This window comes from Acidobacteriota bacterium, assembly GCA_004299485.1.
Taxonomy (GTDB): Bacteria; Acidobacteriota; Terriglobia; order Terriglobales; family SCQP01; genus SCQP01.
The window spans coordinates 14,342-36,687 of the sequence record SCQP01000009.1; the positions used below are offsets into that span (position 1 = coordinate 14,342).

The 22,346-nt window shown below is 65.2% G+C and carries 16 protein-coding genes and 1 pseudogene; 11 read left to right on the plus strand and 6 right to left on the minus strand.

Going from position 1 to position 22,346, the window contains the following annotated elements:
• Positions 1–693, minus strand: coding sequence for a YggS family pyridoxal phosphate-dependent enzyme (locus tag EPN33_07790; protein ID TAN22547.1), 693 nt, complete (start codon positions 691–693; stop codon positions 1–3).
• On the opposite strand from EPN33_07790, the gene tmk reads away from it, so the two are divergent.
• The 7 genes from tmk (at position 647) to holA (ending at position 6,432) form a co-directional block, all read left to right on the plus strand.
• The gene (tmk, locus tag EPN33_07795) at positions 647–1,330 is read left to right on the plus strand and encodes a dTMP kinase (protein TAN22548.1); all 684 of its coding nucleotides are present in this window, start codon (positions 647–649) and stop codon (positions 1,328–1,330) included. The two genes, EPN33_07790 and tmk, sit on opposite strands and share 47 nt — an antisense overlap.
• Positions 1,284–2,408: a hypothetical protein gene (locus EPN33_07800; protein ID TAN22549.1), complete on the plus strand. Its 1,125-nt coding sequence runs from the start codon at positions 1,284–1,286 to the stop codon at positions 2,406–2,408. Before tmk ends, EPN33_07800 begins: the two co-directional genes overlap by 47 nt.
• A gap of 37 nt (positions 2,409–2,445) precedes the next feature.
• Entirely contained in the window at positions 2,446–2,853 is a 408-nt protein-coding gene (locus EPN33_07805; protein ID TAN22550.1) for a hypothetical protein, read from the plus strand.
• Positions 2,854–3,016: 163 nt separating this feature from the next.
• Positions 3,017–3,841, plus strand: a complete 825-nt coding sequence (locus EPN33_07810) for a phosphatidylcholine/phosphatidylserine synthase (protein ID TAN22551.1) — start codon at positions 3,017–3,019, stop codon at positions 3,839–3,841.
• 4 nt (positions 3,842–3,845) lie between these two features.
• The gene (locus tag EPN33_07815) at positions 3,846–4,832 is read left to right on the plus strand and encodes a hypothetical protein (protein ID TAN22552.1); all 987 of its coding nucleotides are present in this window, start codon (positions 3,846–3,848) and stop codon (positions 4,830–4,832) included.
• The gene (locus EPN33_07820; GenBank protein ID TAN22553.1) at positions 4,829–5,344 is read left to right on the plus strand and encodes a hypothetical protein; all 516 of its coding nucleotides are present in this window, start codon (positions 4,829–4,831) and stop codon (positions 5,342–5,344) included. The genes EPN33_07815 and EPN33_07820 overlap by 4 nt, the downstream gene beginning before the upstream one ends.
• Positions 5,341–6,432, plus strand: coding sequence for a DNA polymerase III subunit delta (gene holA / locus EPN33_07825; protein ID TAN22554.1), 1,092 nt, complete (start codon positions 5,341–5,343; stop codon positions 6,430–6,432). The genes EPN33_07820 and holA overlap by 4 nt, the downstream gene beginning before the upstream one ends.
• Here the strand turns inward: holA and EPN33_07830 are convergent.
• Both EPN33_07830 and EPN33_07835 read right to left on the minus strand, forming a co-directional pair.
• Positions 6,410–8,860, minus strand: a complete 2,451-nt coding sequence (locus tag EPN33_07830; GenBank protein ID TAN22555.1) for a penicillin acylase family protein — start codon at positions 8,858–8,860, stop codon at positions 6,410–6,412. The two genes, holA and EPN33_07830, sit on opposite strands and share 23 nt — an antisense overlap.
• A 39-nt stretch (positions 8,861–8,899) precedes the next feature.
• On the minus strand, positions 8,900–9,643 hold the full coding sequence (locus EPN33_07835) for a hypothetical protein (GenBank protein ID TAN22556.1): 744 nt from the start codon (positions 9,641–9,643) through the stop codon (positions 8,900–8,902).
• Between the two features lie 53 nt (positions 9,644–9,696).
• Here EPN33_07835 and ftsY point away from each other — a divergent pair, with 53 nt between their 5' ends.
• The 4 genes from ftsY to EPN33_07855 all read left to right on the plus strand — a co-directional run bounded on the left by ftsY (position 9,697) and on the right by EPN33_07855 (position 14,444).
• A complete protein-coding gene (gene ftsY / locus EPN33_07840) occupies positions 9,697–10,671 on the plus strand; it encodes a signal recognition particle-docking protein FtsY (protein TAN22557.1) in 975 nt (324 codons plus the stop codon).
• 143 nt (positions 10,672–10,814) lie between these two features.
• Entirely contained in the window at positions 10,815–11,027 is a 213-nt protein-coding gene (locus EPN33_07845) for a hypothetical protein (GenBank protein ID TAN22558.1), read from the plus strand.
• A complete protein-coding gene (locus EPN33_07850; protein ID TAN22559.1) occupies positions 10,981–11,238 on the plus strand; it encodes a PIN domain-containing protein in 258 nt (85 codons plus the stop codon). Before EPN33_07845 ends, EPN33_07850 begins: the two co-directional genes overlap by 47 nt.
• 29 nt (positions 11,239–11,267) lie before the next feature.
• Positions 11,268–14,444 (plus strand): glycosyl hydrolase, encoded by a 3,177-nt coding sequence (locus tag EPN33_07855; protein TAN22560.1) that lies wholly within the window; start codon positions 11,268–11,270, stop codon positions 14,442–14,444.
• On the opposite strand, the gene EPN33_07860 is transcribed toward EPN33_07855, so the two are convergent.
• The 3 genes and pseudogenes from EPN33_07860 to EPN33_07870 form a co-directional block, all read right to left on the minus strand.
• A complete protein-coding gene (locus EPN33_07860; GenBank protein TAN22561.1) occupies positions 14,441–15,865 on the minus strand; it encodes an aldehyde dehydrogenase family protein in 1,425 nt (474 codons plus the stop codon). The two genes, EPN33_07855 and EPN33_07860, sit on opposite strands and share 4 nt — an antisense overlap.
• A gap of 25 nt (positions 15,866–15,890) precedes the next feature.
• The gene (ruvC, locus tag EPN33_07865) at positions 15,891–16,382 is read right to left on the minus strand and encodes a crossover junction endodeoxyribonuclease RuvC (protein ID TAN22562.1); all 492 of its coding nucleotides are present in this window, start codon (positions 16,380–16,382) and stop codon (positions 15,891–15,893) included.
• A gap of 1,769 nt (positions 16,383–18,151) precedes the next feature.
• Positions 18,152–18,250 (minus strand): annotated as a pseudogene (locus EPN33_07870) (peptidoglycan endopeptidase).
• Positions 18,251–22,346: the final 4,096 nt, after the last annotated feature.

Genomic DNA, 22,346 nt, shown 5'->3' on the forward strand with positions numbered 1-22,346 from the left:
TTACGCTCTCGGACGGGCCCCGAACAACGCGGTGCCAAGGCGCACAATGGTTGCGCCTTCCTCGACGGCAATTACAAAATCGTGCGACATGCCCATGGAAACATCCCAGTGCTCGGGCGGCGCTGGCAGCACCGCGCGGATTTGACGGCTTAGCTCTGTCAGATTGCGGAAATAGGGCCGCGAGGCCCCCGGATCTTCGGCCGCCGGTGGCACGGCCATTACGCCGCACAAATGAAGATGGGGCAGCGCAGCAACGGCTCGCGCCAGCGGGAGCGTCTGATCCGGAACCACGCCGTGTTTCTGGGCTTCGTCGCCGACATTGATTTCCAGCATGACTCGCACCGGCGCCTTCGCCAGCCGGCTTAGCCGCTCCGCCAGCGCAAGAGAATCCACCGTCTCCAGCACATCGAACAACTCCAGCGCCCGCGCGGCCTTGTTGCTCTGCAGCGGCCCAAGCAAATGCCACTCGATGTCGAGATCGGCCAGCACTGCCTGTTTAGCCATGCGTTCCTGTACCCGGTTTTCGCCAAAATGCCGTAGCCCGCACGCATAGGCCTCGCGAATCCGCTCCGGCGCAATGGTTTTACTCGCCGCCAGCAGGGTCACCTCCTCGGGCGCTCGCCCCACCCGCGCGCACGCCGCAGCAATGGCCGCGCGAACACGGGCGATAGTGCCGGATAGATCCGCAGGCATAAAACCATTGAACTACAATTTTGAAGTGAAGCCACCGGCGTTCATTACGTTTGAGGGTCTCGATGGCTGCGGCAAGACCACGCAGATTGAGAGGCTGGCGGGGTATCTGCGCAGCCGGGGCGAGCCGGTGATGGTGACGCGCGAGCCGGGCGGCACGGGCATCGGCGAGCGTATCCGCGAAGTGGTACTTGGCCAGCAGCCCGCGCCCGCCGCCGAACTGGCGCTGATGTGCGCCTCGAGGGCGCAGAGTGTCGAGGAGATCATCCGCCCCGGCCTGGCCGCGGGAGCCTGGGTACTGTGCGACCGCTTTCACGATGCCACCGAAGCCTACCAGGGCGGTGGGCGCGGCTTTGACCGCGAGGCCATCGCGGCGCTGCACCGGGTACTGTGCGGCGACCTGCAACCCAATTTGACCCTGATTCTCGACCTTGATCCCCGGCTGGCGCTGGCGCGCGCACGGCGTTTGCCCGCCGCCTCGCGCTTCGAAGCGGAAAGCGAGGTCTTTTTCGCACGCGTAGCCGCCGTCTACCGTGAAATTGCGGCGCGCGAACCCTGGCGCTGCCGGCTTATCCCCGCCGAGGGCACGATCGATGAGGTCGCCGGGCGCGTGCGCGAGGCGGTCGATGATGTGGACTGAATTCATCGGTAATCGCGCCGCGGTGGAGCACTTGCAGCAACTGGCGGCAACGGCCGGCCGGGAGCGGCACGCGCAGCGCACGCTAGTGCTGGCCGGCCCGGAAGGGGTAGGAAAAACCACGCTGGCGGTGCTGTTCGGACTGGCGCTGAACTGCCAGGCGCCGCCTGCGCCGGGCGAGATTTGCGGTGCCTGCGCCAGTTGCCGGCAGGCAGCGCCGGTGGCTTCCCTGCCCGAACTGATTGCCGCGGCACAGGCGTACCGTACCGCCGAGGTCAAAACCAGCGCGCGCCAGCAAGCGCCGCTGCGCGTGGCCTTGCATCCGGCGATTCACCTGTTTCCCCCGGACGGTGACTTCCTGACTATGGCGCAGGCTCGCGCCATCATTCACCAGGACGAGATTCAGCCCGATAGCGGTCAGAGCTGGACTCTGATCGTGCCTGACTTTGACCGGGCGCGCTGGGCCACGCAAGCGGCTCTGCTCAAGACACTGGAAGAACCTTCGCCCGGGGTAGTGATTCTGCTGCTGGCGCGCAACCCCGGCGCCCTGCTGCCCACTGTGCGGTCGCGTGCCCTGGAGCTGCGGCTGGCGCCGGTGCCGCACGCCGAACTGGTGGCCGCGCTGGTAGCGCGCGGACAAAACGCACAAACGGCGGAGCTGATGGCGCGGCTGGCGCCGGGTGGTCCCGGCCGCGCCCTCACGCTGGATCTGCCCGGATATCAGCAGATACGCAGCGAGGCGCTGCAACTGTTGCGACTCGGCGTCGCGGGTGACTCGCTGGCTACGGTTTTCCGCCTGAGTGAGTCGGTGCGCGCCAGCAAAGAAAAATTTGAATCCTTGCTCGAAATTCTCTATAGTGTCTTGCAAGATATCGTTTATCTCCAAGCGGAATTTCCCAACCGGGTCGGCAATGTGGATTGTCTGCCCGAACTCAGGTCGCTGGCACAACGCCTCGCGCCCGCTCGCGTGCGGGAGGTAGTCGAGGGCCTCGACCGCATCCAGGCCGCGGCCCAGCGCAACAGCTTCCGACCGCTGGCACTGGCAAGCTGGACCCTGGGGTTGACAGCCGAAGGGTCCTGAGACGGGGAGGGACGCGTGGAGATGGGAGCCTACGCACATGGCCTCGCTCAATGACACCGCCGTCCGGCCCAGTACCGGTCTTGGTCCGGATTCCGAACTGGTAAGTAACCGCAAGCTGATCCGCCCGTCCCTGGCGGATGTGCGTGGCCAACTCGCTCGCGCCGCCGGGGCCACAGCTCCAGCGGTGCGGGCCAGCGCGCCGCCGCGCCAGCCCAAAAAGCCGGTGCCGCCCGAACAGACCAACGCGGAGAGCTTCTACTATCTCAAGCAGATGCAGACCAAGACCGACATGGTCCTGATCCTGCGCGATGGCGAGCGCATCCGCGGCATCATCGAGTGGTATGACCGCCATTGCCTCAAAGTGCACCGCAACGGCGAACCCAACCTGTTGATCTACAAAGACACGGTCAAGTACATGTATAAGGCCGAGGACGAAGGGCGGTAAGGCGAAGTTCTCAGTCGTCAGTTTTCAGTCTCCAGTACCGAGCGCCCGCGACCGCAGTCCTGTACCACTGAAAACTGTAAACTGAGAACTGACAACTCTCTTCGTGTCTACATCCGCGCCGAGTTCTGTGTACAATCCTCCACCACAACGCCCGCCCCGCCCGATGCGGCGCGGAGTAGCGCTACTGCCGTCGCTGTTTACAGTCGCCAATCTGGGAATGGGCTGGTATGCGATTCAGCAGTCGGTGCTGGCACTCCAGGCAGCCTCACCGGCAGGTCTGCTGGATACCGCGGCGAAAGCCATCGGCTGGGCGATCTTGCTGGACGGACTCGATGGGCGGATTGCGCGCATGACCAACGCCTCGAGCGCATTTGGACGCGAGTTTGACTCGCTTGCGGATGTGATCAGCTTCGGGGTGGCGCCGGCGATTCTGGCTTATGTCTGGGGCCTGCGCTTTCTGGTGGCCTCGCACGCCGCCACGGTGGGCTTGAACCGAGCAGCGCAGATTATCGCCTTCCTGTTCGTGGTGGCGGGAGCGGCACGGCTGGCGCGGTTCAACATTGACGCCGATGAGGACCATCCGCGCTCTCCCTCGAACCCCGGCAAGCCGGGCAAGAAATATTTCGTGGGCATGCCCATTCCGGCAGCCGCGGGCACGATCGCGGCGGTGGTGCACTTCTTTGCCTCGCCTGAATTTTTATTTGAGACCGTCAATCGCTCCGCCATTCTGGGCGGACTGTGGCTCGCGCTGGTGCTGGCGCTGGGCTGGCTGATGGTCAGCACCTGGCGGTTCTACAGCTTCAAAGACATTGATCTGGGACGGCGCCATCCCTATGTTTTCATGGTGCTGATCGCGGCGCTGTTTGCGGGCATCTGGTACTACTCGGAAGTGGTGCTGCTGGGTCTGGTGGTGGTCTATTCGGGGACCGCGATTTACTGGCGCGCGTCGCATTTCCTGCGGCCGCGACGGGCGCGGCTGGGCGCCTGAGCCAATGCCTCCTTACCGCATCGCCATTCAAGGCGCGCAGACGCTGCTGGGCAAGGAGCTGCACACCGCTCTGGACGAGCGCCACTTCCCTGCCCTCCTACCCAAGTTGCTGGAAGCGCCTGGCGGCTCCAATGCAAAAGAGGAACGAACCCTGGCCGAGTTTGGCGACGAAGCGGCCGTGTTGGAACCATGCGCGCCGGAAACCCTGAGCGAAGTGGAAGTAGTTTTTCTGGCCGGAACCGCGGCGGAAGCCAAAGCGGTTGCGGCGATGGTGCCCGCGAGCGCGCTGGTCGTGGACCTGAGCGGTGGATTGACAAATGGTGATGGAAGCGCCGTCGCGGGTCTGGAGCCGAGCTTTACCGCGCCGCGACCGCGTGTCATCGTGGTGGCGCATCCGGCGGCGCAAGCGTTGGCCCATTTGCTCGATCGACTGAGCGAGGCGGGCAGGATGGAGGCCCTGGCCGCCACCGTGTTTGAGCCGGTCAGCCAGCGCGGCTGGAGCGGCATTCAGGAATTGCAGCAGCAATCCACGCGACTGCTGGGGATGCAGAGCCTGCCCGAAGAGGTTTTTGGCTGCCAGGTGGCGTTTGACCTCCGCCCGCGTTTAGGGGCCGCGGCGTTGCCCGGACTCGGTGATATCCGCCGGCGGATTGCCGCCGAAATCGCGGCACTGGGATCGATTGTCGTGCCGGCGCTGAATGTGTTGCAAGCACCGCTGTTTCACGCGACGCTGCTCTCAGCCTATGTGCGCTTCGCTTCCGAAACCAAGCAAGAAGCGGTGCTGGCGGCGCTCAAGAGCACCTGGCTGGCGCCCAGCAATGAGTATCCGGACGCAGTGAGCGTGGCTGGGGCGGATACGATTCAGTTGGGTCCGGTAAGACTCGATGCGGCCGGAGGGTATTGGCTGTGGGCTGCACTGGACAATTTGCGGCGCACCGCCTTCAGCGCCGTGGATGCGGCCCTTGCCGCTTTGGCACAGGGACTGCAATGAAGCGGCTTCTGATTGCGGCGGTGGCGCTGGTGCTGCTGGCCGGCTGCGGTTACCACGTAGTCGGCCGCGGCGGAGCATTGCCGCCCGCGACGCGCGTGCTAGCGGTTCTGCCCTTCGCCAACGACACACGCCGGCCCGGTTTGTCACAACAGATCAGCGCGGCGGTGGCACGGGAGTTCCAGGATCGAGCGCCTTATCGCGTGCAGGCGACCTTGGCCGGCAGCGATGCCGCCGTGCATGGCGACTTGCGCAGCGTCACCGTCAATCCGGTTACGTTTGATGCCGCCAGCGGCCGGGCCACGACGGTGGAAGTCGTGATTCACCTGCAGGCCTGGGTGACCGCAGAACCTTCCGGCAAGGAATTGTTCCGCAACAACGACATGGTGTTCCACGAGCAGTATCAGATCAGCACGCAGGAGCAGGATTTTTTTGAGGAAGACTCGACGGCCTTTATACGCCTGAGCCGTGAAGTCGCCAAAACGCTGGTTGCTGACATCCTGGAGGCGTTTTGAGCAACACGTTTTCACTGGAGCCGCTGCGGCCCGTCTACACGCTGGTGGGCGATGAGAGCTATGTGCGCGACCAATTCCGGGCGGCGCTGTGGCAGCAGATTCCCGAAGCCACGCGCGCGTTTGGATGGGTGGAAGACGATCTGGGCGAAACGCCGCTGGAGGCGATACTGGATGGCGCGCGCAATCCATCACTGATGGCGCCGGTGCAGGTCTTCTGGCTGCGCAACGCGCGCGAGCTGTTCAGCCGTGGCAGTGGCAGTGCCGAAGGCGAGGAGGCGGCACCGGCGGGCAAGAAGAAGCATGGGAACTTTCCCGCCAATGTGCAGGCGTTTGCGGCACAGGCAGGCGAGCCGGTTCCGGCCGTGCTGGTGTTCATCGCCGACCATGTGCACTTGCCGGCGGACCGGGCGCGCCTGGCGCTCGAAGATAAAGCTCGCATGCAGCGCCTGGAGGCAACGCTGGGGCAGGCCGGACCCCTGATTCCGTGCGCGCAGCCCTCCGCCAGCCTGGCAGCGGCACTCGCCCAGCAGATGGCCGCGGCGCAAGGCTGCACGCTGACGCGCGACCAGGCGATGCGCCTCGCTGAACTCTGCGACAGCAGCCTGGAGATGATGCAGCGCGAAGTGGAAAAACTCGCTCTCTATACCGGCCAAGGGCCGATCGCGGATGAAGCCGTGCGGGCGCTGGCGGCGGGCGACGCCACGGCCTCCGCCTACGAGCTGGCGCATCGCATCGCCGAAGGCAAGCGCGCTCCAGCACTTGTGAGCCTGAACCGCTGGCTGCGGGAGGAAGGCGCGACTGCCGCCATCGGGCTGGTGTTTCAGCTTAGCCGCGCTTTTTCCATGGCGCTCATTTTGCGGCAAGAACGCGTGCGTGACCGCAGCGGGCTGTATCGCGTACTACCGGAAGGGTTGCGGCCACCGGGCTTCGCCGCCGATACGGTGCTCGCGATCGCGCAGCGGATGAGCGAAGGCCGGCTGCGGCATACACTGCCCGAGCTGCACCGCACCGATGTGGCGCTACGCTCCTCGCCGCCTTCGGTCGCGCTGGTGCTGGAGCGGGCCGTTACCGCGATGTGTTCGGCGTAAGCTGCAGCGTGTGGGCGGCGTGGGCGGCGACTGCGGACGGCGAGAACCAGAGCGGCAAGCCGCGGCCGGCGAGGTAGGCCGACCACTGGTCGCGATAGTGCTTGTTGAACGGTAGGCCTGACTCCCCGGCGACCAGCGTTAGCGTCGAGCGGTCCCAATGCGCCGGATCGGCGATGAAGCGCATGCTGGGGCCGAGTTCCACCTTGTCGCCCAGGATGGGGTTTCGCGCCTGCTTCACCGTGAGCGGACTGCCGTCAATGGGAACCGGGCCGAGGTCAGCGTAGCGCCGGGCGAAGGGCACGTGCGAAAACACCGGATGCAGAATGCCGAGGGTCTGGTAGCGCCCCCAGTTGATTTTGTCCGGCGCGAGCGAGTCCCGCTGGATGACCTGCGTCAGGCAGTGGAGCAGGAAATCGTTCCAGGTCGCAAAGCCGTGCGGCAGCCATTGCGGCGATTGCTTCCGGACCAGCCACTGCTCGAACACCGGCGCTTCGCTCCACTGGTACTGCGTGGCCAGCGTGTCGCCGGTTTTAGCGGCGAGCACTTCGTGCAGCATTTCCTTGCGCGTCCAATAGGCCAGCGTGGGCGCGGCGGACTCGTGCTCCATCGCGCCGCGGAAACCGTCGAGCAGGTTGAGAGCGCGCTGTAGGTCCGGACTTAATTTCTGACCGTCAACTGCCGCGGCGCCACCGGCAGCGACCAGCGCCGCCGCGAAGTCGCGATCCTGCTCGGAAACGGTATCGGTCTGCACGCGGCCGAGTTCGGCAGCGTTCCAGCGGTTCTGGCTGGCCAGCAGCTCGTAAATGCGGCGGGTACGGTTGGGCGCGTCCCAGTCAGTGGAAATGACGTACGGATAGCCGTCGGGCGTGACACGGCTGTTGGCGGTGGCGAGCAGGCCGCTCGCGGGATCGAAGACGCGCGGAAGCTGCGAAAACGGGATCCAACCGTGCCATTCGTAGGCGAACTGATCGCCCGGAACCGGAACAGAGCCGTCAAATCCGCGCCGTTCCGGCACCCGGCCGGCGAGTTGATAGCCGATATGGCCGGCGGTATCGGCGTAAACGAAGTTCTGCGCCGGACCCGCGAAGCCGGAAAGCGCCTGTTCGAATTCGTGCCAGTCCTGCGCCTGATCCAGCGCCAGAAAGACGTGAACCGCCTCCAGGGAGTCCGGGGCAAACAGCGTCCAGGCAAGGGCTAGTTGGCCGCCGGCATCGCGGGCGACCAGCGGGCCATGCGGCGTGACGGCAATATCGAGGTGAACCGGTGGAGCATCTTTGACTTCGATGGTCTCGTGCCAGTGCTGGAGCGGCACCCAGCCTTGCGGCGTGCGGACGTTGTCCTTGCCGTCCAGCGTTGCACGGTACAGATCCTGCACGTCGGCATCGGAATTGGTGACACCCCAGGCGATTTTGTCGTTGTGGCCGACGATGACGCCGGGCACGCCGGCAATGGCTACGCCGGCAACGTGAACCTGAGGAGAGCGCAGATCTACCGTCCACCAGAGTCCCGGAAGCTGGAATTGCAGGTGCGGATCGTTGGCCAACAGCGGCAGGCCGGAAGTGGTATGCGCGCCAGAGAGCGCCCAGTTGTTGCTGCCGCCGCGAACATCAGCGACTTGAGGAGGAGCAGCAAATACTGGAGGCAGGAGCGCAGTGGCCGCGCCAACCGGCGCGATGCGGCGTTCGGCGGCGGGCAGCAGATCGGCCGGACTCTGTGGCAAAGGTGCGCCGGGGGGAATGTCCCAGGGCGAAAGATCGGGAAAGAGCTCATTGGTGAGCGCCGGACCGAGCTTGGCGGCAAAGGTTTCGTGGATGAGCTTGTCCTTGTAGCCCGAGGCGAGGGTCTTGTACATGTAAGCCGCGAGCGCCAGCGAATCGGCCGGCCGCCAGGGCTCGGGGCGGTAATGGAGCAGTTGAAAGGCAAGCGGCAAATGATTGCGCCGCTTGACGATAAGGTCATTTACTCCTTGCGCAAACGCTTCCAGCAGCTTGGCCTCGCGAGGCCGCAGATGGGCAGCATTTTCCTGAATGGCGTGGGGCAGACCCAACCGGTGGTTCTCCTCGTCGAGCGGTAACGCGGCGGCGCCAAAGACCTGAGCGAGGCGGCCCTCGCCCAAGCGTCGCATCAAGTCCATCTGCCAGAGCCGGTCCTGGGCGATGGCAAACCCTTGCGCGAGGTAGAGGTCATGGACATTCTGGGCATGAATGTGGGGCACACCGAGTTCATCGCGCACGATCGTGACCGGCGCTTCCAGGCCGTCGAGCGCAAGCTGGCCGTCGACCTGCGGCTGGCCGTCGCGCACGTAGAAGTAAAGAAACCCGATGCCGGCCAGACACACGAGTACGATCGCGCCGATCACCTCCAGTAAGATGCGGCGCGTGCGCGGCCGGGGCCGCGCAGCAGGCGTGGTGGCCGGGGTTGAGGACACACCTCAGGCTAGCAGCTATGGGTTTTCAGTTGGGGGTATTCAGTTTTCAGTCGCACCTGCCGATTCCGCGGCGGTGATTTTGCGGACGATTTTGCCGTGGGCATCGAGGAACTCGACCACGGGAACACCGATGGAGGAAACTTCCAGGCGCAGACGGGGGCGGCCGTTGGCATCGTTGAGCATCAGCACCGAGGCGTTGGTGGGGGTTTTGCCGGCGAACAGACGGAGGTGGCCGAAATCGCCGGAACGGCGCATTTTTTCCAGCGCGGCGGTTTTGGCCGGGCCGTTCGGCATGGCGCGAATATTCGTGATTCGCTCGGCGGCGATGGCCAAATCCGTATGCGGCCGCTGCCAGACGCGCAAGCCGGACGAGCTTTGACCATTTTCACCGCTGTAGACAAGGCCAACCGTCTGGTCCTGCTTGAACTGATCGAACATAAGGCCGGAATCGGCGACATAGCCCTTGGCTGTTTTATGAGCGCCGAATGTGAGGCCGCCGTCCTCATCACCGAGCGAATTGTAGAAGATCAGGCCGGCACCGTCGTGGCGGCCTTGGCTTGGGAAGGTTTTGCCGTCGATGCGGCCTTCGGGCATATCCTGGCGATTGGAGATCACCATTTGCAGCGCGCCATCCGGGCCGACGATGTTGATGCGATGAACATTAATTTGGTCGAAGTTGGCCTTGGCGACTGCGTTCTGACGAAAGGCCATGACCGTCAGTGCGGCCAGCAGAAGCGTGGTGATGGTGGCGTAGGCTTTCCAAAGCCGAAGTTCGGTGTGCATGAGTCCCCTCCCGGGCTGCCGTTCATCATAACGCTCATGCGAAAATTGAAGCGATGATTCAGACACTGTTTGGGCCGCCTCCCAAAGCGAGCCTATTTGAGCGCGTCAGCGAAAAAGTCGCAGGTGCGGTAGAGAAATCGCGCGAGAGCCTGGTCGCGCAGGTGGGCGATCTTTTTCAGGGTAAGACAGAACTCAGCCCGGAATTGCTGCGGCAACTGGAGTCGACGCTGATCCAGGCGGATCTGGGTGCACGTACCGCGGCGGAAATCGTCGGCCGGGTCAAAACAAGATTCGAGCAGGAACGCGCCAAGGGGGCAGCGGTATCCGCCGAAGCGGTGCGGGCGGCGATCAAAATGGAGCTGGTGCAGATTTTTGACCGCACCGCGCGGCGGCCCAAAGAAGCGGCCGACGGCGGGCCATTCGTCATTCTGCTGGTGGGCGTAAACGGAGCCGGAAAGACGACCTCGATCGGCAAACTGGCGCAACGCTACAAGAGTGAAGGCTTCAGCTCGCTGATCTGCGCAGGCGACACGTTTCGCGCCGCCGCGGGCGAGCAGGTTGCGGTGTGGGCGCAGCGGGCCGGCGTCGAGATCGTGCAGCAAAAGCCAGGCGCCGATCCCTCGGCGGTGTTGTTTGACGCGCTCACGGCCGCGAAGGCGCGGGGCGTCAATTTCGTGCTGGTCGATACCGCGGGGCGACTGCACACGAAGACCAACCTGATGCAGGAACTGGCGAAAATGCACCGCACGGCCGGCAAGCTGGTGTCCGGCGCACCGCAGGAGACCCTGCTGGTGCTGGACGCCACCACGGGACAGAACGGCTTGCAACAAGCGCGGCAGTTTACGCAAGCGGCGCAGCTCACCGGCCTGATTGTGACCAAGCTGGATGGCACCGCGCGCGGCGGCATCGTGGTAGCCATCGCCAATGAATTAGGTCTGCCGGTGCGGTATCTGGGCGTAGGCGAACGCGCCGAAGACCTGGTGCCGTTCGAGCCCGGCCAGTTCGTAGATGCCTTGCTGGGGGCTTGAGACCACCGGCAAAGCGGCGTTGACCGGCTATTGCGAGGCGATGCGCGCCAGCCGGAGCGCGCTCGACCGCTTCCGCGAAAGTCTGCCACCGATGACGAGCAGCGTTCCTCTGATCCGGAAAGAGCGCGCAAGACGATAGCCCCGTGCCCGCGCTCGTCATCGATGCCAGTGTCGTCGCGAAATGGGTGCTGCCGGAACCGGGGCGCGAGCCGGCGCTGGCCTTATTAAACCTATACGAAGCCAATCGCTTGGATCTCGCCGCACCCCGGCTGCCGTTGATCGAGGTTGCCAGCGTGCTAGTGAAACGGTATCGCCGCCACTCCCTTGCCCTTACGCAAGCCGGAGAGGCATTTTGACCTAATCCGGTTGCGCTGTCCTGAACTGGTTGAGCCCGATGTAGACACTGCCTTTCGTTTGGCATTACAACGCCAAATCAGCCTCTGGGACGCCATCTATCTGGCTCTCGCTCTCGAACGTCGCTGCGATCTGATCACTGCCGACCGCCGGCTTTACCGTACCCTTGCGCCGCACTATCCCTTTGTGAAAATGCTGGGCTCGGGGCTATAGTTGAGCTTCATCACCGGGAGCATTCACTTATGGTTTGGGCAAAGAGACTTTCAGCGATCGCAGTGATTGCCGGCGCAGGCATGCTGGCCTTGGGCGCGGTACAGGCGGGCGGGGGGACGAGCTCGACACCAGCGCAGGAATTGATGAGCAAGCTACAGTGGCGCAGCGTGGGGCCGTACGTGGGCGGGCGCGCCGTCACGGTGACGGGCGTACCGCAGGATCCCAGCCTGTTTTATATGGGCACGGTGGGCGGCGGCGTCTGGAAGAGCAACAACAACGGCATAAGCTGGGCGAACATTTCTGACGGCAAGCTGCCGGGCACGAGCGCCAGCATCGGAGCGATTGCGGTAGCGCCGTCCGACCCGAAGATTCTCTACGCCGGCACGGGCGAGTGCGACATCCGCAACGACATGATTCCCGGCGATGGCATTTACAAATCTGCGGATGGCGGGAAGACGTGGAAATATGCCGGGCTGCGGGCGGCGCACACCACCTGCGCCATCCGGATTGATCCGCGCAATCCGGAGATTGCGTATGCGGCGTCGATGGGGCAGGTGTTTGCGCCCAACGGCGAGGGCGGCGTTTACAAGACGAGCGACGGTGGACAGACCTGGACGAAGATACTGGCCGGCGGCAATGGCACCAGCGGCGCGATTGATGTCGTGATGGCGCCAGGCAATCCCAACGAACTCTACGCTTCGATGTGGCAGGCACAGCGCATGCCCTGGGGCATGAGCGATGGCGGAGCGGGCAGCGGACTATACAAGAGCACCGATGGCGGCGCGACCTGGACGAACCTGACGCGCAACCCCGGCCTGCCGGCGGGAACAGACGGCCGGATTGGAGTGGCGCTGACGGCGGCGGCGCCGCAGCGCGTATACGCGATTGTCGAGAATAAAGCCGATGGCGGCGTGTTCCGCTCCGATGACGGCGGCGCGACCTGGACGCGCGAGTTCCACGGCTGGGAGCTGCGGCAGCGGGCGTTCTACTACACTGCGCTGTACGCGGACCCCAAGAATCCGGATCTGGTTTATGCGCCCGAGGTGGAGTTCTACGTTTCGCGCGACGGCGGCAAGACCTTCAAGCGGATGCGAGTACCGCACGGCGACAACCACATCATCTGGATCAACCCCGAGCATACGAACATTCTGCTGGAGGGCAACGATGGCGGGGCGACGGTCTCGCTCGATGGCGGCAAAACCTGGAGCAGCGAGCACAATCAGCCGACGGGTGAAATGTACCACGTCAACATTGACGACGAGTTCCCGTTCCACATCTACGGCGCACAGCAGGATGAAGGCTCCGCCGAGGCACCGAGCGCGACCGCAGACGGCAGTATTCCGCTGTCGGCGTGGAAGTCGATTTCCGGCGGCGAAAGCACGCGCGTGGTGCCCGAACCCGGAAGCCCATGGATCAATTTCGGCAGCGGATACTATGAGTTGTTCACCGCGACCAACCGGCGGACGGGCGAGACCTGGGATGTTACGCCGGCGGCGGTGATGCACGACGGTCTGGCAGCCAACACGATGAAGTACCGCTTAGGCTGGACCCATGCCATCACGTTCTCGCCGGTGAACCCGAAGCAGCTTCTGATCGGCGCGCAGTACGTGCTGGAGAGCATGGATTACGGACGGACGTGGAAGCGGATCAGCCCGGACCTGACACGCAATGACCCGGCGACGGAAGTGCCCAGCGGAGGACCGGTGACGCTCGACCAGACCGGAGCGGAAACCTACCCGGGGCTGCAGACCATCGAAGTCTCACCGCTCAATGGACAGGAAATCTGGACGGGATCGGACGATGGTCTGGCGCACCTCACGCGCGATGGCGGCAAGACGTGGCAGGACGTGACGCCACCGCAGTTGCCCAAACAATCCTGGATCAGTTGCATCGAGCCTTCCTACGTCAACGCGGGCACAGCCTATCTGACCGCGCGCCGGTACATGTGGAATGACTTCCGGCCCTACGTGTTCAAGACCAGCGACTACGGCCAGACGTGGACACCGATGATCGATGGCCTGCCGGACAACGACTACGTCTTCAATCTGCGGCAGGATCCGGCTGCGCCGAATTTGCTCTTTCTGACGACCAGCACGACGGTTGAGGTCAGCCTGAACGGCGGCACGCTCTGGCAGCCGCTGAAGCTGAACCTGCCGACGGTGCAGGTGCGCGATCTGCGCATCGCGCGGCAGCAGGGGCAGGTGGCGATCGCGACGCATGGGCGGGCATTCTGGGTGTTGGACGACTTGGCGCTGCTCGAGCAGATGAGCCGGCAGACGCCGCCGGCAACGGGCGCCTATTTATTCGCGCCGCAGCAGGCGTGGCTGAGTCCAGTGTACGGAGGCGGTCGCTTCGGCGGAGGGACGGCGGGAGCCAATCCGCCGTTTGGCACGACGGTATATTTCCGCGTGCCGCAGCACTATGACGGCTCGACGCCGGCGACACTGACCTTCACCAACGCCAAAGGGCAGACGATCCGGCAGTTCGCGCTGCATCTGAAAACGAAAGCCCAGCCGAACCGGCAGGAGATGGCCAAACTGATGGCGAGCATGACGCCGGAGCAACGCGAGGCGTTCCGCTTGCAGCGGCTCACCGCGATCACGCCGGGGATGAACCGCTTCCAGTGGGATATGCGGTATCCGGCGGCAGCGACGATTGGCGGCGGGTTCATCCGTGCCGAAGGCGTGGGCGTGGAGTACAGCATGGCGGGGCCGGTGGTGGTTCCAGGATCGTATTCGGTCACGCTGAACTACGCCGGACAGAAACTGACGCAACCGTTCACGGTGACGCTTGACCCGCGGTTGCCCGCCACGCAAGCGGATCTGGCGGCGCAGCTCGATCTGGAGCTGCAGATTCACGGCACGCTGAATCAGCTCGATGAACAGGTCAATCGCGCACTGGCGCTGCGGACCAAACTGGAGAAGGATCCGGGACGCGACAACAGCACCGCGATCAACGGGCTGACGAGCGCCATCGTGCCGCTGGTGCAGATGGAGGAGCGTGGGAGCGAAACCGATGCGGTCTTCGGCACGCGGCTGCATTTGCACCTCGCGATTCTGTCGGGCGAAATTGCCGAAGGCTACCGGCGGCCGACACCGGCGGAGTACGCGGCCTACAGGGAGCTGGCGGGCAAGATCGCCGGCGCGGAGCAAACCCTGAGCGCGGCGATGAAAACCGCCGGCGCCGTGGTGGCGGCGGCAAACTAACGCGCATGCAGTAGCAGCACGCGGAGTTCGGTCATTTCCTCGATGCTGCTGCGCAGGCCTTCGCGGCCGGAGCCGGAGTCTTTGACGCCTCCATAGGGCATGGGATCCATGCGCCAGCTTGAGACTTCGTTGAGGGCGACAGCGCCCACTTCGAGGTGCTCGAAGGCACGCCAGGCGAGGTTGAGATCGCGGGTGAAGACGCCTGCCTGCAGGCCGTAACGGCTGGCGTTGGCTTCGCGCAAAGCTTCGTCAAAGCTGTCGTAGGGGCGGAGCAGCAGGACGGGCGCGAAGGCTTCTTCTTTCCAGATGGACGTTTGCTCGGGAACGTTTTCGAGAATCGTCGGCCAGACAAAGCCCCCGTCGCGCTTCATACCACAGGCGGCCTGGGCGCCCGCGGCGACGGCTTCCTGCATCCAGGTGAAGGCGCGTGTAGCCGCTTCGGCGTTAATCATAGGGCCGACGTCGGTAGCCGCGTCGCGGGGATCGCCCACGCGAAGCTGCAGGATGCGATCGAGCAGACGGCAGCGCAGATCCTTGTAGACGGCACGGTGCACGAGCACGCGCTGGACCGAGATGCAGCTTTGGCCGGCGTAGGAGAATGCTCCGGCGACGAGGCGCTCAGCGGCGAGCGCGAGATCGGCATCGCTGTGGACGATATTGGCGGCATTGCCGCCCAACTCGAGGACCACTTTCTTGCGTGCGGCGCGCGCCTTGAGGTTCCAACCAACAGCGGCGCTGCCGGTAAAGGAGACCATGGCGATGCGGTCATGCTCGCAGAGCTGCACCGCAGGCTCAGCGCCACCGGAGAGGACATTGACCGCGCCAGCGGGAAGGTTGAGGCCGAGCGCCATTTCGCCAAGGCGCAAGGCGCACAGCGGAGCACGGGGCGAGGCTTTGAGGATGATGGGATTGCCGCTGGCGATGGCGGGCGCGAGCTTATGCAGCACCAGATTCAGCGGGAAATTGAAGGGCGTAATGCCGGCGATAATTCCGATCGGGAAACGTCGCGCAATGGCCCAGCGGTCTTCTGCGCCGGGCGCGACATCGAGCGGTTCGACCGTGCCCCCGATGCGCTTGGCTTCTTCGGCGGCGGTACGCAGCGTCACCAGGGCGCGTTTGACTTCAACGCTAGCAGCGCTGATGGGCTTGCCGGCTTCGGCGGCCATGAGATCAGCGAATTCGTCCTGGTGGGTGCGCACCGCATTTTCCAGCTCGCTGAGCGCCTGCGAACGCTGCCAGCCGGCCAGCGCCGCCATGGGCGCGCGGGCAGCGGCGGCCGCTTCGACGGCACGTTCGACTTCGAGGCCGGTGGCGTCGCCGCATTCGCCGACGGGATCGCCATCGAAAGGCGAGTGGACGACGACCTTGTGCTCGGGCGAGACGAGCTCGCCGCCGATCACGAACGGATACAAACGCGCCATGCCTTTACAATAGCGGATCAGCTTGTCAGCGGCTCAGCGGTTCAGCAGAGCGCTGCGAGTGCAAATGGCAGATGGCGACGGCGAGGGCATCGCTGGCGTCGAGCGAGTTGGGCGGCTCGCGCAGACCGAGGAGCGAGCAGACCATGTGCTGGACCTGCTCCTTCTCGGCACGGCCGTAGCCGGTGAGGGCGCTTTTGATGGCGAGCGGCGCATACTCGGCGACCGGAACTTCCTGGGCGGCTGCGGCCTGCATGACGACGCCGCGGACGTGGCCGAGCTTGAGCGCCGAGCGGACGTTTTTGGCGTAGAAGATGTCTTCGATGGCGACGCAGTCGGGGCGGTGCTCCAGGAGCAGTTCGCTGATGCGGGCATGGATGCGATGCAACTTAACCGCGAAGCTGCCATCGCCGCGGAGCCGGATGGTGCCGGAGGCGAGGGCGTGGTGATGGTGGCCGTCGCTTTCGACCAGGCCAAAGCCGGTGGCTTCGCTGCCGCAATCCACACCCAGAACGCGCATGGGGATAGTATGCGGCCGGTGTTCCATTGAGTGTTCCATTTCTGTGCCTAACTGTCTCATTTGTGCGAGAAAAGCCGCGCCAGTCCTGAGGGGAGCGCGGACAGTCGGCGGTAAAAACCGAACAGAAAATGGAACAGGTTCGCCGAATGGACGCGGGTGGCATTGTCACGATTTTGTGACAATCAGGTCGGAGGAGGGTGCCTCTAGGCAAGATACAAAAAGCTGACGGGGGCGATTCGGGCCATAGTAGACTCTCTGAGCATGTGTCCGCCGGGAAAGAAGTTGGCTTTCATTGCGGGCAGTTGCCTGTTAGCCGGGAGCGCGTGGGGGTGGCTCGCAACGCGCCCGGCGCCGGCTCTAGTGATCCCCGCGGGACAGACACTGACAACGACGACGCTGCGGGTGCGCGGGACGCTGGTGAACCATGGCCGCATCATCGCGGATACGATTGAAGCCGCGCGGATCCTCAATACAGGCACGATCGCCGCTCGCGGGCGGGACCTCTGCATCGACGGCGCGCAGGTGATCCGCAATGCCGGCGGGACAATTGCGGCGCCGGAGGGGACGATCCGGGTTGCCGCCGGCGGCCTGACACTGAGCGGAGGCGCGTGGCTGTCGAGCCGGCTGGATCTGGATGCGGGCGCAGGAATCCTGACCACGGACCTGGGGCGGGTAACCGGCGAGGTCCACAGCCATGCGGCGAGCGCACATGTGCTGGCGCGCACGCCGCTGCTGCGGCTGGGCACGACCGCCATTGCAGGTGATCCGCTATTCGCCAACAGCAGCGGCAGCATCGCGATTGAAGGCCCCAATAGCTTCAGCGGTTCGGTCGCCCTTATTGCCGAGGGAAATATCACCAGCGACAGCACCGGATCGCTGACCACCAGCTCGGGAGGGTCGGTGCTGCTGGTGGCCGGCACTATCGTTTCGTCGGGATCGAACTCGGTGGTCACCAATTCACCGACGACGGGCGCCAGCTCTTTCGTTGTGATTCAGTTCTATTCCGCCTATGGCGGCAATGTCGACCTCAGTGCGTTTACGGGAACGGGTCCGGTGATCACCGCGCCCGGAGGCTCCGTGACGCTGGTTGCCTATTCCAATAGCACCTCGAACGGCCGAGTTCTACTCCCGACCGCGCCGACTTGGGCCATCGACACGTCGAACACCTCTGGCGCCGGCGGCAATGTCACCATCGTTGCCGGAGCACCGGCCGGAGCGACCCAGCCCATAATCCAGGCAGGCAACATCCGCACCGGGGGCGCGCCGGCCGGGTCCATCAAGCTGGACACAAGCGAACCTACCCTTAACAATTCTCCCAGCAACGAAGTCGCAGCCGATGGCACCAGCTCGGCAACGTTCACGGGGACCACTCCGTCCATCACAGCCGGCGACGCCGAAATTTCCGCCGGGAATCTCGATGCCATCGGTGCGGGTGGAGTGACTGGCTCGGGCGGGGCAGGCGGCGCGATTCAACTCGCGGCGGGTGGTTTCATCGCGACCCACCACCTGCTGGCCTGGGGCGGCGGCGGCGCCGGGGGACAGCCTGGCGGCAACGGAGGCTCCGTCTCCGTGTCCAGCCGCAGCGGCTCGGTGGCGATCGACGGCGAGGTGAATTCGTCGGGTGGCGGCGGGGGTGGGAATAACACTCCCGGCAGCGCCGGGAGCGTGGCGCTGAGTGCGCCCGCCGGTTCGATCTCGATCGTAGGAAGCATCTACAATGCTGCCGGGGGTCACGGTGGCGCCGTACCGGGTGGCGGAGGCGGCGGAAGCTACGGAGGCGGGGGAGGCGGCGAAGGCCCCGGCGGTGGTGGTGGCAGCGGCGCGGCCGGCGGAGGCGGAGGAAACACGGGCCCGGGCGGAGGGGGCGGCTTCGGCGGCGGTGGTGCTGCGGGCAGCGGGACCGGGACTGTTGCCGGGAGCGCGACGGGGGACCTGAGCTTCGGGAGCATCGGTGCTCCTGGCGGCGCGAACACCGGCTACAACGATCCTGGCGGGACGGACGGCGGCGGAGGGGAGCCGAGCGGGAGTGCTGCGAGTTCGGGAGCAGCGGGCGCGGTCGACATCACGGTGCTTACCGGGGAGTTGCGGCTGAACTCGTCCAACGTTCCGGCGCTGAGCAGCATGAGCGTGACCGACACGCTGCCACCGCCGGTCATCACGAGCGCGACCACGGCGAGCGGAACGTATGGTTCGGCATTCAGCTATACCATCACCGCCAGCAACGCGCCGAGCAGCTACAGCGTCACCGGAACGCTGCCGCCGGGCTTGAGCGCGAACGGGGCGCAAATCACGGGCACGGCCACGGCGGCGGGAACATACGACGTCACCATCGGAGCGACAAGCGCCTATGGCACGGGCACGGCCACGCTGGCCATCACCATTGCTCCGGCAGCGTTGAGCATTACGGCGACGCCCGCGAGCACAACCATGACCTACGGGGGCGCTGCACCCACGGTCGCCGCCAGCTACAGCGGTCTGGTGAACGGCAACAGCGCACCCGCGACCGCGCCGACGTGCATCACCACGGCCAGCAGCGCCAGTGCGACGGGCAGCTATCCGGCCCTGTGCTCGGGCGCGGCTGATCCCAATTACACCATCAGCTACACAGCCGGGACGGTCACGGTCGACCCGGCACCGCTGACACTGACCGCGAACAACGCCACCATGACCTACCATGGCACGGTGCCGGCGCTCGGTTATACCGCGTCCGGGTTTGTGAACAGCGACACGGCATCCGTACTGTCGGCCGCGCCGGCGCTGCAGACCAACGCCACCTCCTCTTCCCCGCCGGGATCGGGCTATAGCGTGACCTTCCAGGCCTGTCCGACTGCCGGCAACTACACGGTGACCTGCGATCCCGGCACGATGACGGTGACCGCAGCGCCGGGCGGCGCTGCGCACTTCAGCGGCGTGCTGATCGACGCAAGCGCCTCGCTGGATCCGGTTGGCTTAGCGGTGGATACGAGCGGCCATGTCTTTATCGCCGATGCCAGCTCGGGCGATATTTTGGAGGGCTCGGGATTCAGTACACCCACTGCGGTGCTGACGGGGTTGGGTTTCAGCGCCGGTGTGCCGGCCGGGCTGGCGCTGGACAGCAGCGGCAATCTGTATATCGCGGAGACGGGCGCCAACGCGCTCGTAAAGGCGACGCCGGGCGGCGGGGGAACGTACACGGCGCAAAGCATCGGGACGGTGGCCGGCATTCGGGGCGTAGCGGTGGCGGCGGCCGGGAGCCTGTACACCACCGACAGCAGCGGCACGGTGGAGAAGTGGACGCCCAGCGGCAACACCTACGGGAGTACAAGCGCGGTGAGCGGCCTTACGTCGCCCTCGGGCATTGCCGTGGACACGGCCGGGGACTTGTTTATCGCAGAACCAACGCTGGGCACGATTGTCGAGGAAAAGTTCTCGAGCGGCACGTACTCGGCCGTTACGATCGATAGCACGCTGACAGCACCGGGCGCACTGGCGATGGACGCGGCGGGAGATCTGTTTGCGGCCGACTCCAGCGCACAGCAGATAGTTGAGGAGGTAAAGGGTAGCAGCTACAGCCGGATGGTTGCGGCGAACGCAGTCTACAACGGCCTGAGTACGCCGGTTGCGGTAACGGTCGATTCGTCGGGCAATTTGTTCCTGGGCGACGACGGCACGCACAGCGTGCTGGAATGGCCGGCGCAGGGCGCGGATTTTGGCGCGGTCGCGGCGGGAGGCAGCAGCGCGGGGGTAACGCTCGAGTTCAACTTTGTGGCCAGCAGCACGCTCGGCAGCACGGTCAGTACGGGATCGGATTATGTCATTGCTTCTGCGAGTGATACTTGCTCGGGGAAAAGCTTTGTTCTGGGCAACACCTGCACCGTCAGCGTGAGCTTCGCAGCGACGGGCGCGGGCACGCGTCCGGGTGCGGTTGAGCTGACGGACACTTCCGGCAACGTGCTGGCCGCAGCGCTGGTGACCGGCTCGGCTACGGCCGGGCAGATCGCCTTCGGCGGCACGGCAGCGCTGATTGGCGGAACAGTCACGCAGCCGAATCAGGCGGCTGTGGATGGGAGCGGCAACGTGTTTGTTGCCGACACTGCGCAAGGCATTCTCGAGCAGAAGCTGAGTAGCGGCGTTTATACCGAGACGGGCCTGGGGAGCGGGGTATCTGCGCCGGAGGGCGTTGCGGTAGATGGCGCCGGAAACGTCTTCGTATCCGACACCGGTAACGACCGGGTGCTGGAGAAATCGCCCTCCGGCGGGGCCTACGTGCAGTCTGTGGTGGCGACTGGGTTGAACGCGCCCGGTGCCATTGCCGTCGATGGCGGCGGCAGCCTCTATGTGGCGACTCCGAGCGCTGTGCTGCGGCTGACGCCGCGGGACGGCAGCTATGCCCAATCCACAGTGGCGACGGTCAGTCTGCCGCTGGGGGTGGGACTCGCAGTCAACGCAAAGGGCACGGTCTTCGTGGCCGATCCGGGTGCAAAGGCCATCCTGGAAGCCACGCCCAGCGGCGGCGCCTACACCACGACGCTGCTGGCCACGGGCGTGTTCGGCGATGCCGTGGGCGTGGCGCTCGATGCCGCCAGCAATCTTTATGTCTTCGACTCCAGCAGCAACCAGATCACCTGCCTGAGCGCGGCCAGTGGCTATACGACTGCAACGCTCCTATCTGCCGCAGCAGCGCCTGCGGTGACGGCGGACGCGGAGGGCAATCTGTTTTTTGAGGCATCGGGCAGTTCGCGCCAGCTTACGCGGCTGGACCGCGCCGACGCCGCCAGTCTGGGTTTTGCGGCGAGCGCCCTGGGCGCCAACAGCTCCGATAGTCCGAAAGCGTTCACCATCACGAACATCGGCACGGCCACGCTGGCCATCAGCACGGTGAGCGCGCCCAGCCCGAGCTTTACGGCATCGGGGTGCGCGAGCGGTTCGATCGCGGAGGGAAACGCATGTAGCGAGAGCGTCAGCTTTGCGCCGCGTACGCTGGGGGCGAACGCATCGTCGATTACGTTCACCGACAACAATCTGGGCGTGACGAACGCGCAGCAGACGGTGGGATTGTCGGGCACGGGCGATCCCGCGCCGCTGGTCATTACCGCTCCGAGTCCCACGATGACCTATGGGGGCAGCGTGCCTTTGATCAGCGCCAGCTACTCGGGTCTGGTGAATGGCGATGTGGCACCCTCGACACCGCCCCAATGCAGCACCAGCGCAACCACGGCAAGTGCGGTCAGCAGCAAGCCAGCCACGACGTGCAGCGGCGCAAGCGATGCGAACTACACCATCACCTACGTAGCGGGAGCGGTGACCGTTGCTCCGGCGCCGTTGACGATCACCGCCTCCAGCCCGACCATGACCTATGGCGGCGCCGTTCCGGCCATCGTGCCCAGCTACACCGGCTTGGTCAATGGCGAGGCCGCCAGCACCGCGCTGACGGCACTGCCACTGTGCGCGACTTCCGCCACGAGCGCCACGCTGGTGGGCGCGACGCCGGCCACGACGTGCGGCGCCGCTACGGCTCCAAACTACACGATCGCTTATGCGCCGGGCGTGGTGACGGTGAAGCCGGCGCCGCTGACCATTACCGCCTCCAGCCCGAGCATGACATACGGCGGCGCCGTGCCAGCGATTACGCCCATCTACACGGGCATGGTGAACGGCCAGACTGCGCCCGCCACGCCGCCGGTGTGCACAACTACGGCGACCAGCAAGAGCCTGCCGGGATCTGACCCGGCCACGAGCTGCTCCGGAGCGCAGGATTCCAACTACGCCATCACCTATGCCGCCGGCGTGGTGACCGTGACCCCTGCCGGCGTGCTCACCATTACGGCCTCGAGCGCGAGCATGACCTACGGCAGCACGCCGCCAGCGGTGACCGCGAGCTACAGCGGCGCCGCCTCTTCGGTGCTCACGACGCCGCCCACCTGCGCCAGCACGGCGAGCAGCAGCTCGCCGGCGGGCAGCACCGCGCCGACAGCTTGCAGCGGC

Excerpts from the sequence above, each read along its gene's own strand:
- ruvC (TAN22562.1), bottom strand. The coding sequence starts at position 16,382 with ATGCGCGTTCTGGGTGTGGATTGCGGCAGCGAAGCCACCGGCTTTGGC.
- EPN33_07790 (TAN22547.1), bottom strand. The coding sequence starts at position 693 with ATGCCTGCGGATCTATCCGGCACTATCGCCCGTGTTCGCGCGGCCATT.
- EPN33_07855 (TAN22560.1), top strand. The coding sequence starts at position 11,268 with ATGGTTTGGGCAAAGAGACTTTCAGCGATCGCAGTGATTGCCGGCGCA.
- EPN33_07835 (TAN22556.1), bottom strand. The coding sequence starts at position 9,643 with ATGCACACCGAACTTCGGCTTTGGAAAGCCTACGCCACCATCACCACG.
- ftsY (TAN22557.1), top strand. The coding sequence starts at position 9,697 with ATGATTCAGACACTGTTTGGGCCGCCTCCCAAAGCGAGCCTATTTGAG.
- EPN33_07815 (TAN22552.1), top strand. The coding sequence starts at position 3,846 with ATGCCTCCTTACCGCATCGCCATTCAAGGCGCGCAGACGCTGCTGGGC.
- EPN33_07800 (TAN22549.1), top strand. The coding sequence starts at position 1,284 with ATGAGGTCGCCGGGCGCGTGCGCGAGGCGGTCGATGATGTGGACTGAA.
- EPN33_07860 (TAN22561.1), bottom strand. The coding sequence starts at position 15,865 with ATGGCGCGTTTGTATCCGTTCGTGATCGGCGGCGAGCTCGTCTCGCCC.
- EPN33_07810 (TAN22551.1), top strand. The coding sequence starts at position 3,017 with ATGCGGCGCGGAGTAGCGCTACTGCCGTCGCTGTTTACAGTCGCCAAT.
- EPN33_07805 (TAN22550.1), top strand. The coding sequence starts at position 2,446 with ATGGCCTCGCTCAATGACACCGCCGTCCGGCCCAGTACCGGTCTTGGT.
- EPN33_07820 (TAN22553.1), top strand. The coding sequence starts at position 4,829 with ATGAAGCGGCTTCTGATTGCGGCGGTGGCGCTGGTGCTGCTGGCCGGC.
- tmk (TAN22548.1), top strand. The coding sequence starts at position 647 with ATGGCCGCGCGAACACGGGCGATAGTGCCGGATAGATCCGCAGGCATA.